This window comes from Achromobacter sp. SIMBA_011 (assembly GCF_046535435.1).
Taxonomy (GTDB): domain Bacteria; phylum Pseudomonadota; class Gammaproteobacteria; order Burkholderiales; family Burkholderiaceae_B; genus Achromobacter; species Achromobacter dolens.
In genome coordinates this window covers 151,909-167,301 of sequence record NZ_JAWRWN010000008.1, presented here as the reverse complement: position 1 = coordinate 167,301, position 15,393 = coordinate 151,909, and the positions used below count along the sequence as shown (strand labels likewise).

Here is a 15,393-nt window from a genome sequence, read left to right as displayed (position 1 = left end):
AGGCTCCATGGCTCCCAAGCTTCCCGATGCCGGCGCCCTCGCCGGCTGCAAAGTGATCGACCTGTCGCGCGTGCTGGGCGGTCCTTATTGCACCCAGATCCTGGCCGACCACGGCGCCGACGTGCTCAAGATCGAGCCGCCCGGCGGCGACGAGACGCGCGGCTGGGGCCCGCCGTTCCTGGGCGATACCGCGTCGTACTTCGTCGGCGTCAACCGCAACAAGCGCGGCATGACGTTGGACCTGTCGCAGGCGGCCGGACAGGAACTGCTGCGCCACCTGCTGGCCGACGCCGACGTGCTGGTCGAGAACTTCAAGCCAGGCACGCTGGAGAAATGGGGGCTGGGTTACGACACCTTGAAAGAACGCTTCCCGAAACTGATCCACTGCCGCGTCAGCGGCTTCGGCGCCGATGGCCCGCTGGGCGGCCTGCCGGGCTACGACGCCTGCGCGCAGGCCATGTGCGGACTGATGAGCGTGAACGGCGAGGCCGATGGCGACGCCACCCGCGTCGGCCTGCCGGTGGTGGACATGGTGACGGGCCTGAACGCGGCAGTGGCGATCCTGCTGGCGCTGAACGAACGCGTGCGCAGCGGCCTGGGCCAGTTCCTCGACATCACGCTGTACGACTGCGCGCTGTCGCTGCTGCATCCGCACGCGCCCAATTACTTCTACAGCGGCAAGACGCCGGGCCGCAGCGGCAACGCGCATCCGAACATCGCGCCCTACGAAACCCTGCCCACGGCCAGCGGCCCGATCTTCCTGGCGGTCGGCAACAACCGCCAGTTCGCGCAGTTGGCGCAGGTGCTGGAGGCGCCGGCGCTGGCGACGGACCCGCGCTATGCCGCCAACGCCGACCGGCTGGCGCACCGCCAGGCCCTGCGCGACGACCTGTCCGCGCTGCTCGCGCAGCACGATGCCGCGGCGCTGGCGGACCGCCTGCTGCGCGCCGGCGTGCCAGCCGCGGCGGTGCAGACCGTGGACCAGGCGCTGGCCCATCCGCACACGAAGCATCGCGGCATGGTGCTGGAACAGGGCGACTACCGCGGCGTCGGTTCGCCGATCAAGCTGTCGCGCACGCCCGCCACGCTGCGCCGCCTGCCGCCCGACCTGGCGCCGTCCCAGCCATAGCGGCCAGGGCAGCGCCCCCCCTCCGAGCGCCTTCCCGCCCGCCTCGCGCGGGCATTTTCATGCCCGCCCAAGCAGCCATCGCACCCGGGATTGCCGCCTTTCCCTACACGCGCTTGCATGTCTTGCATGCACAGACAATTCGTTGCATGACTGTTGCACTGCCGCGCGCGCGGCCGATTTAGACTTTTCCCCATCACACCGGCCCGCCCCTCCCGGCGGGCTCCGGGGGAGCGACGCGCGGCGACATCCGCGCAGCATGCCCGCTCCCTCGACGTTGCCCTGGCGCGACTCCCCCATCGAACGAGAACAAGGAGAAAGACTATGGCCACGAACGCCTCCAGCGGCGAGCCGCAACAGAACGCCCCGCTCAAGCGGGTGATGGGCCCCAAGCTGCTGCTGCTTTTCATCGTCGGCGACATCCTGGGCACCGGCGTCTACGCCCTGACCGGACAGGTCGCCAAGGAAGTCGGCGGCGCGGCCTGGCTGCCATTCCTGGTGGCGTTCGGCGTGGCGCTGCTGACCGCGCTGTCGTACCTGGAACTGGTCACCAAGTACCCGAAAGCGGCGGGCGCCGCGCTTTACGTGCACAAGGCGTTCGGCCTGCACTTCCTGACCTTCATCGTCTGCTTCACCGTGATGTGCTCGGGCCTGACCTCGGCCGCGACGGCGTCGCAGGCTTTCGCGGCCAACCTGTTCGCGGCCTTCGGCGTCGAGGCCAGCAAGACCTGGATCACCGTGGGCGCGCTGGGATTCATGGCGCTGGTGATGCTGGTGAACCTGCGCGGCGCGTCCGAAAGCGTGCGGGCCAATGTGGTCCTGACCCTGATCGAGCTGTCGGGCCTGCTGATGGTCATTCTGCTTGGCTTCTATGCCATGTCGGAAGGCCAGGCCGATTTCTCGCGCGTCATCGCTTTCGACACACCGGAAGACAAGAGCGTATTCCTGGCCGTCACTTCGGCCACGGCGCTGGCGTTCTTCGCCATGGTCGGCTTCGAGGACTCCGTCAACATGGCTGAGGAAACGCACAATCCCAGCCGCATCTTCCCCAAGGTGATGCTGACCGGATTGGGCCTGACGGCAGTGATCTACGTACTGGTGTCGATCTGCGCGGTGGCGCTGGTGCCGGTGGGCGAACTGGCCAGCAGCAGCACGCCGCTGGTGCTGGTGGTCAAGCGCGCCGCGCCCGGCCTGCCGGTGGAATACATCATGCCGGTGATCTCGATGTTCGCCGTGGCCAACTCGGCCCTGATCAACATGATGATGGCCAGCCGCCTGCTGTACGGCATGTCGCGCCAGGGCGTGCTGCCGGCCTTCCTGGCGCACGTGCATCGCCGCAACCAGACCCCGTGGACGGCCATCCTGTTCACCACCGCGCTGGCCTTCGGCCTGATCATCCTGGTGGCGCTGGCCGATTCCGAGGCCATCCGCGCCCTGGGCGGCACCACGGCGCTGCTGCTATTGGGCGTGTTCGCCTTCGTCAACGTGGCGGTGCTGGTGCTGCGCCGCGACCAGGTCAAGCACGAGCATTTCCGCATCAACCGCATCGTGCCGTGGCTGGGCGCGGCGGCCTGCCTGTTCCTGGTCACGCCGCTGACCGGGCGCGACCTGATCCAGTACCAGGTGGCGGGCTGGCTGCTGTTGCTGGGCGTGGCGATGTGGGGCGTGACCTACCTGGCGCGCAGCCGCGAGGAAAAGATGCGGCTGGATCCTTCGGCGCTGGAATGAGCCGTTGCGCCCGGCCCCGCCCTTGCGGGGCCGGGCGCCTCGAACGCCGAGCGGCCTGTCACGACTGAAAACCCTCAACCGCCCTTGGCCAACCCCTCACGGCGCGGATCGACCCCGCCCTGCAAGCCATCGGCATCGATCACGATGCCGTGGATGCCGCTGGGGAACTCGGTGATCTTCACCGGATGCCCCATGCGCTCGAGGGCCGGCGCCAGCGCTTCCAGCGCGGTGCCCTTCTCCAGCTCGGTCTCCTTGTTGCGGCTGCCCAGGTTCGGCAGGGCCGCCGCGGCCTGGATGTCGAGCTTCCAGTCGAGCACCGCCAAGATGGTCTTGGCGACGTAGTTGATGATGGCGCTGCCGCCTGGCGATCCCACCAGCAGGTAAGGCTTGCCGTCGCGCAGCACGATCATCGGCGCCATCGCGCTGCGCGGGCGCTTGCCGGGTTCGACGCGGTTGGCCACCAGCCGCCCTTCGGGATCCTTGAACGACGACGAAAAATCCGTCATCTCGTTGTTCAGCAGGAAGCCGCGCACGAAGATCTTGCTGCCGAATTCGTTCTCGATGGTGGTGGTCATCGACAACGCATTGCCGTCCGCGTCCACCGCCACCAGATGACTGGTGGAGGGTTGCTCCAGGGCGTTGTCCCGGCCCAGCGACAGCAGCTTGCCTTCGGGGTCGCCGGGCAGCGCGACCTTCATGCTGCGGTCGGGCCGGATCAGCGCGCCGCGCGCGCGCAGGTACGCCGGATCCAGCATCGCGCGCACCGGCACACGGACGAAATCCGGGTCGGCCACGTAGAAGTCGCGGTCGGCAAACGCCAGCCGGCCGGCCTCGGCGAAATAATGCACCGCCTCGACGCTGCCGGGCGCGAAATCGCCGATCGGATATTGCTCCAGTTCGCCCAGCATCTGCAGCACCGCGATCGGGCCGCTACTGGGCGGCCCCATGCCGCACAGCTCGTAGCCGCGATAGGCGCCGCAGACCGGCTCGCGCTGCCGCGCCTGATAGCCCGCCAGGTCGGCCAGCGCCAGGTCGCCCGGCTTGGGATGCGCATGCACCGCGGCCACGATGTCGCGGGCGATATCGCCCTGGTAGAAGGCGTCCGCGCCGCCCTGCGCCACGGCCCGCAGCGTGGCGGCGAAGGCGGGATTCTTCAGCACGTGGCCAACCGGCCAGGCGCTGCCGTCCGGCGCATAGAAATAGGCCGCGGCGGCCGGTTGGCGCGGCAATTCCTTGTTGCCCGCCAGCAGTTTGTGCAGGCGCGGAGACACCGCGAAGCCCTGCTCGGCCAGCCGGATGGCGGGCTGGAACAGGTCGGCCCACGGCAGCTTGCCCTGGCGCTTGTGCGCCATCTCCAGGCCGCGCAGCAGGCCCGGCACGCCCACGGCCATGCCGTTGTTGACCGCCTGCGCGAACGGCAGCGGCTTGCCCTCGGCATCCAGGAAGCGATCGGGCCGCGCCGCCGCCGGCGCGGTCTCGCGGCTGTCGTAAGTGACGATGGCGCGGTCCTTGGCCGAATACACCACCATGAAGGCGCCGCCGCCGATGCCGGAGGATTGCGGCTCGACCAGGTTCAGCACCAACTGTGTGGCGATGGCGGCATCCACCACGCTGCCGCCGCGCTTGAGCATTTCATCGCCGGCCGCGGTCGCCAGCGGATTGGCCGACACCATCATGAAGTGCGCTGCGCGCACCAGCGTGCGCGCCTGGCTGCCGCTGGCGGCTTCCGGATTCAGGTCCTCGGCCGCGGTCGGCGTACGCGCCCAGGCCGAGGGCGCCACGGCCAGGACGGCGGCGATCAGGAAAGCGGCGGGGGAACGGCACACACGCATGGGACGGGCTCCAGGATGACGCCGGACGCCCGGCTTGGATGTCCATGATAGACAAGACCCGCGCCGCTGTCGCACGCGCGCCGCCGCGCCGTAGAATGCGGCATTGCGCCGATATCCCCCATTGCTCCATGCGCCTGCGCCACATCGAGATCTTCGAAGCCATCCGCCGCACCGGCTCCCTGACCCAGGCCGCCGCGGCGCTGCACATCACCCAGCCCGCCGCCAGCAAGCTGCTGGCGAGCGCCGAGTCGCAGTTGGGCTTCAAGCTGTTCGAACGCGTCAAGGGCCGCCTGGTGGCCACGCGCGAGGCCGACATCCTGACGCCCGAAGTGGCGCGCCTGAACCAGGACCTGGACAGCGTGCGCCGGCTGGCCGCCAGCCTGCGCGACCGGCCCCATGCGCACCTGCGGCTGGGCTGCGCCCCGGCGCTGGGCCTGGGCCTGCTGCCCGGCGTGGTGCGCGACAGCCGCGATGCGCAACCGGGCCTGACCTTCGATATCCACACCTATCACAGCAGCGAGCTGGTGCGCGGCATGCTGACACGCGAGCTGGACCTGGCGGTGACCTTCGACACCGGCGAGACGCCGGGCCTGACGCGCACCGAACTGGGCCAGACCGAACTGGTCCACCTGGGCCGCGGCCCCGGCGGCGGCCCGCTGGCGCTGGCCGACATCGCCGGCGACAGCCTGATCCTGCTGGACGCCAGCGACGCCGCCGGCGCGTTGCTGCGGATGGCCCTGGACGCGCAAGGCGTGGACCCGCCCGCCGCGATCCGCGTGCAGACTCACTACGTCGCCTGCGCGCTGGCGCAGGCCGGCGCCGGTGATGCCATCGTCGACGCCATCACCGCCCAGGCGATGCTGCGGCCCGACATGCGCCTGCGGCGCCTGTCACCCACGCTGGGCGTGCCGATCAGTGTGCTGACGCGCAGCCAGGACCCGCTGACGGCGGTGCATCGCGACCTGATCGATCGATTGCGCGCGGCCTGCGAAGCAAGCCAGGCGGCGCTGGAACGCTGACCGCGCCGGCGCGGGTCCCTCGCGCCACAAAGCAAGAGGCGCCCCGCAGGGCGCCTCTTGCTCAGGCCGGTGGCGGACGGCGGGCAAAAAAGCCGCGCCGTTGCCCCATCAATCCAGCTTGATGTTCTGCTTCTTCACGACGTCCTTCGCCCAGTCGTACTGTTCCTTGATTTCCTTGGCGAACTCTTCCGGCGTGTTGCCCGACGGGGCCGAGCCCTGGTCGTCCAGCGCCTTGATGACCTTGGGGTCCTTCAGGGCCACGACGGCGGCGTCACGCAGCTTGTTGACGACGTCCATCGGGGTGCCCTTGGGCGCCAGCAGGCCGTACCAGACCGGCTGGTTCAGCACCGGGAAGCCAGCTTCCTTGAAGTTGGGCACGCCCTTGAGCGAGGCGATGTTGTCGGGCCAGGCGATGGCCATGGCGTTCAGCTTGCCCGCCTGGATCTGCGGCATCGAGGACGGCAGGTTGTCGAAGATGATTTCGATCTGGCCGCCGACGGCGTCAGCCACGGCCGGGCCCGACCCCTTGTAGGGCACGTGCACGATGTCGGTGCCGGTGGCCATCTTGAACGATTCGCCCATCAGGTGCAGCACGCCGCAGGTGCCCGAGCTGCCGTACGAGTACTTGCCGGGGTTCTTCTTCAGTTCTTCGACGAAGCCCTTGAAGTCCTTGGCCGGGAACTTCGGGTTCACGGCGACCACGTTGGCGGTGTTGGCGAAGTTGGTGACGGCCTGGAAGTCCTTGATCGGATCGTAGGGCAGGTCATTGGGGCGGCACGCCGGGTTGACGGCCATCGTCGAGACGGTGGCGATCGACAGCGTGTAGCCATCCGGCGCGGCGCGCGCGGCTTCGGCCGCGCCGATGGCGCCGCCGGCGCCGCCCTTGTTCTCGACGACCATCGGCTGGCCCAGTTCCTGGCTCATGCGCTGCGTCACGAGGCGCGCGATGATGTCGGTGGAGCCGCCGGGCGCGAACGGGACGATGACGCGAATCGGCTTGTTGGGGTAGTTGTCGGCGGCATGCGCGGCCGAAGCGCCGATCGTGCCGGCGGCCAACGCGACAGCGATAGCCAGGGAGCGAACTTTATTCATGTGTGTGTTTCCTCCTAATGTGCGAGCCCGCATGTGAACGGACCGTTTTGTGGCGCGCCCGTCTGTAGACGAGTCAGCAGTTAACGGTGGGGGCGCATCGCTTGGTATGCAGGGCAGAAAGCCGTGCTGTTTTGAGTTGCTTGTGGCACACGCGCCCGCCAGAATGACGGAGAATAGCAGCAAATGCTTACGATCGCATAGCGAGCCGATCCCCGGCCGACGCGCTCGAAAAACACATTATCGACATGTCGGTCGCACTGCTGGTTTTCCCTGATTTCATGCTGGTCGCGCTGGGTTGGGCGTTGCGGCACAAACTCAATTTCTCGCGCGAATTCTTCGCTGGCGCCGAGCGCCTCGTGTACTTCGTGCTGTTCCCCGCCCTGCTGTTCCAATCCATCCTGCGCACGCCGATCAGCGCGGGCAATGCCGCAACACTGTTGCAGGCGACGGCGGCGGTGCTCCTCTCTGGCGTGGCGCTGTCGTGGCTGGCGGGCCTCGTCCTCAAGCCCTCCTCGCTCGGCCTGGCATCTTCGGCGCAATGCGGCTTCCGCTTCAACACGTATATCGGACTGGCCCTATCGGCCAGCCTGGGCGGCACGCCCGGACAGACCGTGATGGCGCTGATCATCGGCTTCGCGGTGCCGATGGCCAACGTGGCGGCGGTGTACGGGTTGGCGCGCCACAACGGCGGCAACCTGCTGCGCGAGCTGGCGCGCAATCCGCTGGTGGTGTCGACCCTGGCGGGGCTGGCGTGCAATCTCGCGGGGCTGCATCTGCCGGGGCCGGTGGACACGGTGCTGGCGCGGCTGGGCGCGGCGGCGATCGCGCTGGGGATCCTGTGCGTGGGCGCCAGCCTGGCGTGGGAAGGGGGCAAGGGCTATGGCGGGTTGATCGCGTGGATGCTGGCGGTGAAGCTGGTGGCGTTGCCGCTGGTGGCGCTGGGCGTGGCCAGGTTGCTGGGGCTGGCGCCGCTGGAGGCGCGGATGCTGTTGTTGTTCGCGGCGTTGCCGACGGCTTCGGCGGCTTATGTGCTGGCGATGCGGATGGGGGGAGATGGGCGGATGGTGGCTGTGCTCATTTCCCTGGGGACGTTGTTTTCTGCTGTGACGATTCCTGCTTGGGTGTTGTTGGTGGGGAGCGCTTAGGGGCTTTCTTGGTTGCGCGGCTCGGGGGGTTTTGCGGCGGTTGCTTTCTTCGTAGGTCGCCCCTCGCGGCGGCGTTGGGCCGAGTGAGCGCCCACGATTGCGGTCCGGAGCGTTCGCTCCGGACTGCCCCGTTGTCATCCTCGTCTTCGCCTTCGGCGACTCCTTCGGATTCCCTCGGGCGCATCGAGGTTGCTCACTCGGCCCAACGCCGCCGCGAGGGGCTACGGGGTTTGAGAAATGTCGCGCTGCTGGGCCGAGGGACAGGGAAGGGAGTGCGTTGCCCGCCAGGGCCGGCCGCGCGGGCGGCCGGACCTGGCATACGTGGTTGTGGGTGTCGGGGCGGTGTGCGCTGCGCGTTTGCGCGGACGGCGCGCAATGGCAGCGATGACAGCGCGCGCAGTGCGTCGTGATGAGAGATTGGGGCGACGCAGAGGGGTCACATCCTCCTGTAGGTGGCGAGGTAGTCGGTCAGTGGCGGGGTGCGGCCGCGCCATCAAGCGCGGCGCGCAAAAAAAAGCCGCCCCAGTCGGGGCGGCTTTTTTTTGCGGCGGGATTACTTGCCGGCGTTGGTCATGCTGCCGGGCACGACCCATTCGGCGAATTGGGCTTCGGTGACGTAGCCCAGGGCCAGGGCCGATTCCTTCAGCGACAGGCCTTCCTTGTGCGCCTTCTTGGCGATCTGGGCGGCCTTGTCGTAGCCGATGTGGGGGTTCAGGGCGGTGACCAGCATCAGCGAGCGGTCGACCAGTTCGGCGATGCGTTCGCGGTTGGGTTGGATACCGGCGGCGCAGTGCTTGTCGAAGCTGGCCATGCCGTCGGTCAGGAGGCGCACGGACTGCAGGAAGTTGTGGATCACCAGGGGCTTGTAGACGTTCAGCTCGAAGTTGCCGCTGGCGCCGCCGATGTTGATGGCGACGTCGTTGCCCATGACCTGGGCCGCCAGCATGGTGATGGCTTCGCACTGGGTCGGGTTGACCTTGCCCGGCATGATGGAGCTGCCGGGTTCGTTTTCGGGGATGCTGATTTCTCCCAGGCCGGAGCGCGGGCCGCTGGACAGCCAGCGCACGTCGTTGGCGATCTTCATGAGGCCGGCGGCGAGCGACTTGAGGGCGCCGTGGGCGAACAGCAGGGCTTCGTGCGAGGCCAGGGCCTGGAACTTGTTGGGCGCGGAGACGAAGGCGGTTTCGGTGGCGTGGGCCAGTTCGGCCGAGACCTTGGCGGAAAACTGCGGGTGCGCGTTCAGGCCGGTGCCGACGGCGGTGCCGCCGATGGCCAACTGGTGCAGGCCCGGCAGCGTGGCGCGGATCTGCTGTTCGGCCAGGTCGAGCTGGGCGACGTAGCCGGACAGTTCCTGGCCCAGTGTCAGCGGGGTGGCGTCCTGCAGGTGGGTGCGGCCGATCTTGACGATGTCGTAGAACTCGGCGCTCTTGGCGGCGAAGGTGGCGCGCAGGGTCTTCAGCGCCGGCAGCAGGTGGTGCTCGACCTGGACGGCGGCGGCCACGTGCATGGCGGTGGGGAAGGTATCGTTGGACGACTGGCCGCGGTTGACGTGGTCGTTGGGGTGCACCTTGCGTTCTTCGCCGCGCACGCCGCCCAGCAGTTCCGAGGCGCGGTTGGCCAGCACCTCGTTCATGTTCATGTTGCTCTGCGTGCCCGAGCCGGTCTGCCACACGGACAGCGGGAATTCGTTGGGCCACTTGCCCGCGATGACTTCATCGGCGGCGCGGATGATGCCGTCGGCGATCTTGGGATCGAGTTCGCCCAGGTCGGCGTTGACCTTGGCGGCCGCGCGCTTCAGGCGCGCCATCGCAATGACCAGCGGCTCGGGCATCTTTTCGGTGGAGATCGCGAAAAAATGCAGCGAACGCTGCGTCTGCGCGCCCCAGAGATGATCCTCGGGGACCTCGATGGGGCCAAAAGTGTCTTTTTCGATGCGGGTCTTCATGGCGCTTACTGCTCCGTGGCGGCGTCCGTCACGGCCGGCGGAACCCGCCTGGCCGGACGTATTTGAGAATAGCAATCACTTATAAGATTAGCAGAAACCCGAATTCCTATAATTGCGTTCGAACCGTGTTCCCATCCTGACCTTTTACCACTCGCCCCGCGACCCGCGCCATGTCCGCTCCCCTTCGCAGCCTGACCCTGCACCTGCCCGACGAAGCCGCCACCGAGGCGCTGGCGCGACAGCTCGCCCCGCTTGTCTCCGGCCGCGAAACCGGGCTGGCAGGCGCATGTATCCATCTTCAGGGAGACCTGGGGGCAGGAAAAACGGCCTTCTCCAGGGCATTGTTGCGGGAATGCGGCATCACAGGCCGAATCAAGAGTCCCAGCTACGCGCTGCTTGAATCCTATAAAGTTTCTAACTTATACTTCTATCACCTTGATTTTTATAGATTTAGTGATTCGCGCGAATGGCTGGACGCCGGATTCCGGGATTTGCTGCGTGAGGATGCGGTCGTTTTGATTGAATGGCCGGAACGGGCCGAGGGCCTTTTGCCCCCTCCCGACCTGCAGATTTCCCTGTCGTACGCCGGCCAAGGACGCGATGTCACGCTGACCGCGCACACCGCTCGAGGACAAACATGGTTGAACGCGATTGTCCCCCCGCCCGACACGGCGCCCTCCCTGCGGCAGGCGCCACCCGACGTCGCCTGATCAGCGTCGCCGCCACCCTGCTCGTCCTGCCGGTGGTGCCGCGGCTGGCGCAGGCCGCCACCATCCTGGCCGTGCGCACCTGGCCGGCCGACGAATACACCCGCGTCACGCTGGAGCTGGACAGCGAGCTCAAGGCTGAACAGTTCACTCTGGAAAATCCCCACCGCCTGGTGGTCGATATCGAGGGACTGACCCTGAGCGCAGCGCTCAACGACCTGGTGTCCAAGGTCCGCCCCGACGATCCCTATATCCAGAGCCTGCGCGTGGCGCAGAACCGGCCCAACGTGGTGCGGCTGGTGTTCGACCTGAAGCAGGCCGTGGCGCCCCAGGTTTTCACGCTCAAGCCGGTGGCGGACTACCAGTACCGCCTGGTGCTCGACCTGTATCCCAAGATCGCGCAGGACCCGCTGGTCGCCATCCTGAACAAGAGCGGTCCCGACGCCGACGATCCACTGGCGCGCATCCTCGAGGACATCCAGCGCAATCCGGCCACCCGCGCCGACCCGCCCGAACCGCCCCGCGTGCGCGGCCAGCAGCCGGCCGCGCCGCTGCCGGTGCCGAAGTCGCCGCCCGCCTCTGCCGGCCGTGGCAAGCAACGCATGCTGACCATCGCGCTGGATCCCGGCCACGGCGGCGAGGACCCGGGCGCCATCGGCGGCAGCGGCCTGCGCGAGAAAGACGTGGTGCTGCGCATCGCCCGGCGCCTGAAGGCGCTGATCGACGCCCAGCCCTACATGCGCGCCTACCTCACGCGCGACGACGACTTCTTCGTGCCGCTGCACGTGCGCGTACAGAAGGCGCGCCGGGTGCACGCCGACTTGTTCGTGTCGATCCACGCCGACGCCTGGATCAAGCCCTCGGCCAACGGTTCCTCGGTGTTCGCGCTGTCGCAGCGCGGCGCCAGCAGCGCCCAGGCGCGCTGGATGGCCGACAAGGAAAACGCGGCCGACCTGATCGGCGGCGTCAACCTGGGCAGCCATGACCGCCAGGTGGCCAAGGTGCTGCTGGACCTGTCCACCACCGCACAGATCAATGACTCGCTCAAGGTCGGCAACGCCTTCCTGGACGAGATCAAGAAGATCAACCGGTTGCACAAGAACAGCGTCGAGCAGGCCGGCTTCGCCGTGTTGAAGGCGCCGGACATCCCGTCGGTGCTGGTCGAAACCGCCTTCATCAGCAACCCGCAGGAAGAGGCGCTGCTCAAGACCACGGCGCACCAGGAGAAACTGGCGCAGGCCATGTTGACGGGCATCCAGCGCTACTTCACCGCCAACCCGCCGCTGGCGCGGCTCGGCGACGTCAGCTAAGACCATGCCGGATACGAATTGGGCCATGCCTGCGCATGGCCCTTTTCTTTTGCGGCGCGCCATCATTGCCTTCGGATGACCTGGCTGCGGCTTGAATACGGTGCGGCTATCAACAGCGTCGGGTTACACCATCCTATATGCCGGCAAGCGCGAGACTTGTCGCCGGAGTTTCAGACGGATCCATACAGATACCGGAAAGCGACCCCGGTAGATTAGCGGCCATCTTTTGGAAAGACCCATGGCCGTCCGCCTGCTATCCGCTCCGCCTTGCGTTCCAGCGCAATCCTGTATTCATCATGCAGGGATTCTGGAACATGAAACGCACGAAAATATCGCTGGCGGCAGCCCTCCTGTTGTCCACAAGCTCTTATGGCCAGACCGTCCCGAACGAGGCCACGCCCGGCGAGGCCAGGCACGACGCTCGTGATGGGCTGAAGATTTTTTCGCCGATCACTGTTAGCGCAACCATCAGGCCGGAAGATGTCACCACGCAATCCATTTCCGCCGATGAGCTGAAAAGGACGGGTGGCAACAACTTTGGCACCATCATGCGCTACCAACCGCTGATCAGCGCATCGGGCGTGAACAGCGGGTCCCGCAACGGCAAATCGGGTTTTGACCGTGGCGGTTACAGCAGCTACAACATTCGCGGCCTGGACGGCAACCGGGTGGCGCTGGATGTCAATGGCATCCCCTTGCCGGACGCCACCGGGCGCAGTTACGCGGTCTCCAGCGGTGAAGACACTTTTGGCATTGGCCGCGATTACATCGATCCCTATCTGTACGGCCAGGTGAACATCGCTTCCGGATCGCGCCAGAACACGGTCAAGAACGTGGTCGGCGGCTCTGTGTCATTCGTCAGCAAATCACCGGACGCCTATCTCACGGACGGTAAACGCAGCTACCTGGAATACACCGGCGAGTTCGACACCTCCGATCATGGCTGGCACAACGGCGTGACCACCGCGTTCGGCAATGACAGCGCCAGGGCATTGTTCGCCTACAGCCGACGTGATGGCAGGCAGACGCGGAACAACAGCGGCTATCTGGATACTTATCCGATGCGCTGGCATTCCGATGCCGCGCTGATCAACGGCGTGATCGACACCGGCGGCAGCGGCCGGATCATAGGCACCCTGGATTTCTATCGCAAGTCCAGCCGCGAAAGCGCGCCCATGTATAAAAAGCTGAACAGCCGCGCCCCCCAGGAAAGCGTTGTCGGCGCAAGCAGGCAACGGAATTCCACGCAACGCGACTCGATCAGCCTGGCGCACGTTTTCACGCCGCGAAACAACTCGCTCATGGATACGATGGAAAGCAAGGTCTTCTATCAGCAAACGCGCGTTGGCGATGACACCGTTTCAGCGCAGGACACCGTCACTTCATCCAGGTCGTGGTCGACCGGAATGGAGACGGAGAACCCCTTGGAGAATGTTTCGACTTTCTCCAACATGAACACCAAGACTTATGGCCTGCAAAGCGAAATCACCAAGGACTATGGCGCCCAGGCATTGAATTACGGCGTGAATTTCTCGATAACGGATTTTTCCCGGCCGTTTGACCAAGTCGGCGCGGACTATCCCACCTTGCAGCCGCAGGGCAACAACAGAACCTATGACACGAATGTATGGCTGAGCGACACCATCACCATCGGCGCGTTTTCGGTGATGCCGGGACTGAAATACTCGCGGCACAAAATCAACCCGCAGGGCTTTGAGGCCCCGTCCGACGACAACGCGCTGGGCGCATTGACGCTGGCGGAAATCAACGAGATACATGGCAAGACGTTTACGGACGGGAAGCTATTGCCTTCGTTGACCGTCATGTATGCGTCCAAGCAGGGGTTCAATACCTACCTGCAGTACAAACGCGGAGTCTCCTACCCCACCAGCAGCCAGATAGCGGGAATCTGGCTGCACCCCAGGATTGGGCGCGCCTCGCCCGCCATGGTGGGCAATTCCGACCTCAAGTCCGAAACCAGCAACCAGTTTGAATTAGGGGTGGTTGGCAAGGCAGCCCGTGGCCTTACGGTGCGCGGCAATGTCTTCTACAACAGCTACGACAATTTCATCTATAACCGGAAATACGCCTTGAGGGACTACCAGACAGGCGCGCCGAAACCGGGCGTGCAAAGCCTGCTGGCCAGGCTTCCGGCCTCGATCTCCAGCCTCACCATCGCGGAGAACCGCGACAAGGCATACATCTATGGCGCAGAGGTCGTCACCCGGATCGATTATGGCGCGCTGTTCGGCGCCGCCCACGGATTGAGCAGCACTTTTGCCGTGGGATACAACCAGGGCAAATCGAAATCATCGTATTCGGGTGATGGCTGGGTGGAGCTGGACAGCGTGTTGCCTGTCAAGGCCATTGCATCATTGGCCTGGGATGACCCCCAAAACCGCTACGGCGCGAGCCTTACCGCCACCTTCGTCAAGGGCAAGCAAGCCGTCGACCCTGTCCGCCAGAATTTCCCGAACAATGGCAGCCTCTCATTCGAGGAATATTCCGAAAAATACGAAAAGAACTACCTGCGCGTACCCGGATACAGCATTTTCGATCTGACGGCCTACTACAACGTGAAGAAACACCTGACAGTGGCGATGGGAGTCTACAACCTCACCAACCGCAGATACTGGGAATACGCCAGCAATAGAAAAATGACGACGACCTCGGAGCAGGATCTGCGTGATATCGCCTTGGGCACCGCGCCTGGCAGGACCTACCAGCTAAGCGTCACCGCGATGTTCTGATTCCGTCGTTTTTCCATTTCCGGGGTGGCCAGGCTCGGTTTGCCGCGGTCAGCCGCCCCGGCGCGCGCGCAGCAGCTTGAACAGGGCCGCGCCGACCACCGGCACGATGGCCGCGGCCAGGCCGATCAGGACGATGGTGTTCAGGTGCTCTTTCACCAGCGGGATATTGCCGAAGAAATAGCCCGCCGCCACCAGGCTGACCACCCACAGCAGTGCGCCCAGCACATTGAAAAGCTGGAAGCGCGACAACGGCATGTCGGCCACGCCGGCCACGAACGGCGCGAACGTGCGCACCACCGGAATGAAGCGCGACATGACGATGGTCTTGCCGCCATGCTTCTCGTAGAACGCATGCGTGCGCATCAGCGCCCCACGATCCAGGAAGCGCAGGTTCATCGAGAACACGCGCGGCCCGATGTAGCGGCCGATGGCGTAGTTCACGCTGTTGCCGGTGATGGCGGCCACGATCAGCAGCGCCCCCAGCAACACCGGATCGAGGCTGCCCGTGGCGCCGAAGGCGCCAGCGATGAACAGCAGCGAATCGCCCGGCAGGAACGGCAGCACCACCAATCCGGTCTCCGCGAAAACGATCAGGAACAGCACCAGATAGACCCACACGCCATACTGCTGGACCCAGACCCCGAGAGTCTGGTCGATGTGGAGCACCATTTGGAAAAATTCAAGCATCAATACGTCCCTGAAGGCGGAAGGGGAATCAGGCCACGACTATAGCCCACCG

Annotated in this window: 11 protein-coding genes; 7 read left to right on the top strand and 4 right to left on the bottom strand. The window is 65.9% G+C overall.

Features of this window, described 5'->3' with window-relative positions; all coding sequences use genetic code 11:
* The first annotated feature begins 7 nt into the window (after positions 1-7).
* The gene (locus SB816_RS23760; RefSeq protein ID WP_054501825.1) at positions 8-1,129 is read left to right on the top strand and encodes a CaiB/BaiF CoA transferase family protein; all 1,122 of its coding nucleotides are present in this window, start codon (positions 8-10) and stop codon (positions 1,127-1,129) included.
* Between the two features lie 321 nt (positions 1,130-1,450).
* Complete coding sequence (locus tag SB816_RS23755; protein WP_144657194.1) at positions 1,451-2,854, top strand: APC family permease; 1,404 nt, start codon at positions 1,451-1,453, stop codon at positions 2,852-2,854.
* Between the two features lie 74 nt (positions 2,855-2,928).
* Here SB816_RS23755 and ggt read toward each other — a convergent pair whose 3' ends face one another.
* The gene (ggt, locus tag SB816_RS23750; RefSeq protein ID WP_054501827.1) at positions 2,929-4,686 is read right to left on the bottom strand and encodes a gamma-glutamyltransferase; all 1,758 of its coding nucleotides are present in this window, start codon (positions 4,684-4,686) and stop codon (positions 2,929-2,931) included.
* A 128-nt stretch (positions 4,687-4,814) separates the two neighbouring features.
* Here ggt and SB816_RS23745 point away from each other — a divergent pair, with 128 nt between their 5' ends.
* Positions 4,815-5,705 carry a LysR family transcriptional regulator gene (locus tag SB816_RS23745; protein WP_116792988.1) on the top strand — a complete coding sequence of 297 codons (891 nt, stop codon included), beginning with the start codon at positions 4,815-4,817 and terminating at the stop codon, positions 5,703-5,705.
* A gap of 108 nt (positions 5,706-5,813) precedes the next feature.
* Here SB816_RS23745 and SB816_RS23740 read toward each other — a convergent pair whose 3' ends face one another.
* Positions 5,814-6,797 (bottom strand): tripartite tricarboxylate transporter substrate binding protein BugE, encoded by a 984-nt coding sequence (locus SB816_RS23740; protein ID WP_054501829.1) that lies wholly within the window; start codon positions 6,795-6,797, stop codon positions 5,814-5,816.
* A 245-nt stretch (positions 6,798-7,042) separates the two neighbouring features.
* On the opposite strand from SB816_RS23740, the gene SB816_RS23735 reads away from it, so the two are divergent.
* The gene (locus tag SB816_RS23735; RefSeq protein ID WP_144657192.1) at positions 7,043-7,942 is read left to right on the top strand and encodes an AEC family transporter; all 900 of its coding nucleotides are present in this window, start codon (positions 7,043-7,045) and stop codon (positions 7,940-7,942) included.
* Between the two features lie 553 nt (positions 7,943-8,495).
* Here SB816_RS23735 and fumC read toward each other — a convergent pair.
* On the bottom strand, positions 8,496-9,887 hold the full coding sequence (fumC, locus tag SB816_RS23730) for a class II fumarate hydratase (RefSeq protein WP_054501831.1): 1,392 nt from the start codon (positions 9,885-9,887) through the stop codon (positions 8,496-8,498).
* A 170-nt stretch (positions 9,888-10,057) separates the two neighbouring features.
* Here fumC and tsaE point away from each other — a divergent pair, with 170 nt between their 5' ends.
* The 3 genes from tsaE (at position 10,058) to SB816_RS23715 (ending at position 14,654) form a co-directional block, all read left to right on the top strand.
* Positions 10,058-10,597: a tRNA (adenosine(37)-N6)-threonylcarbamoyltransferase complex ATPase subunit type 1 TsaE gene (tsaE, locus tag SB816_RS23725; RefSeq protein WP_081273397.1), complete on the top strand. Its 540-nt coding sequence runs from the start codon at positions 10,058-10,060 to the stop codon at positions 10,595-10,597.
* On the top strand, positions 10,525-11,904 hold the full coding sequence (locus SB816_RS23720) for an N-acetylmuramoyl-L-alanine amidase (protein ID WP_054501832.1): 1,380 nt from the start codon (positions 10,525-10,527) through the stop codon (positions 11,902-11,904). The genes tsaE and SB816_RS23720 overlap by 73 nt, the downstream gene beginning before the upstream one ends.
* A gap of 314 nt (positions 11,905-12,218) precedes the next feature.
* Positions 12,219-14,654 (top strand): TonB-dependent receptor domain-containing protein, encoded by a 2,436-nt coding sequence (locus tag SB816_RS23715; protein WP_410547624.1) that lies wholly within the window; start codon positions 12,219-12,221, stop codon positions 14,652-14,654.
* A gap of 48 nt (positions 14,655-14,702) precedes the next feature.
* Here SB816_RS23715 and SB816_RS23710 read toward each other — a convergent pair whose 3' ends face one another.
* Positions 14,703-15,341, bottom strand: a complete 639-nt coding sequence (locus SB816_RS23710; protein ID WP_006388894.1) for a VTT domain-containing protein — start codon at positions 15,339-15,341, stop codon at positions 14,703-14,705.
* Between the last annotated feature and the right edge of the window lie 52 nt (positions 15,342-15,393).

Coding starts and splice junctions, on each gene's coding strand:
- SB816_RS23760 (WP_054501825.1), top strand. CDS start 8: ATGGCTCCCAAGCTTCCCGATGCCGGCGCCCTCGCCGGCTGCAAAGTG.
- SB816_RS23755 (WP_144657194.1), top strand. CDS start 1,451: ATGGCCACGAACGCCTCCAGCGGCGAGCCGCAACAGAACGCCCCGCTC.
- ggt (WP_054501827.1), bottom strand. CDS start 4,686: ATGCGTGTGTGCCGTTCCCCCGCCGCTTTCCTGATCGCCGCCGTCCTG.
- SB816_RS23745 (WP_116792988.1), top strand. CDS start 4,815: ATGCGCCTGCGCCACATCGAGATCTTCGAAGCCATCCGCCGCACCGGC.
- SB816_RS23740 (WP_054501829.1), bottom strand. CDS start 6,797: ATGAATAAAGTTCGCTCCCTGGCTATCGCTGTCGCGTTGGCCGCCGGC.
- SB816_RS23735 (WP_144657192.1), top strand. CDS start 7,043: ATGTCGGTCGCACTGCTGGTTTTCCCTGATTTCATGCTGGTCGCGCTG.
- fumC (WP_054501831.1), bottom strand. CDS start 9,887: ATGAAGACCCGCATCGAAAAAGACACTTTTGGCCCCATCGAGGTCCCC.
- tsaE (WP_081273397.1), top strand. CDS start 10,058: ATGTCCGCTCCCCTTCGCAGCCTGACCCTGCACCTGCCCGACGAAGCC.
- SB816_RS23720 (WP_054501832.1), top strand. CDS start 10,525: ATGGTTGAACGCGATTGTCCCCCCGCCCGACACGGCGCCCTCCCTGCG.
- SB816_RS23715 (WP_410547624.1), top strand. CDS start 12,219: ATGAAACGCACGAAAATATCGCTGGCGGCAGCCCTCCTGTTGTCCACA.
- SB816_RS23710 (WP_006388894.1), bottom strand. CDS start 15,341: ATGCTTGAATTTTTCCAAATGGTGCTCCACATCGACCAGACTCTCGGG.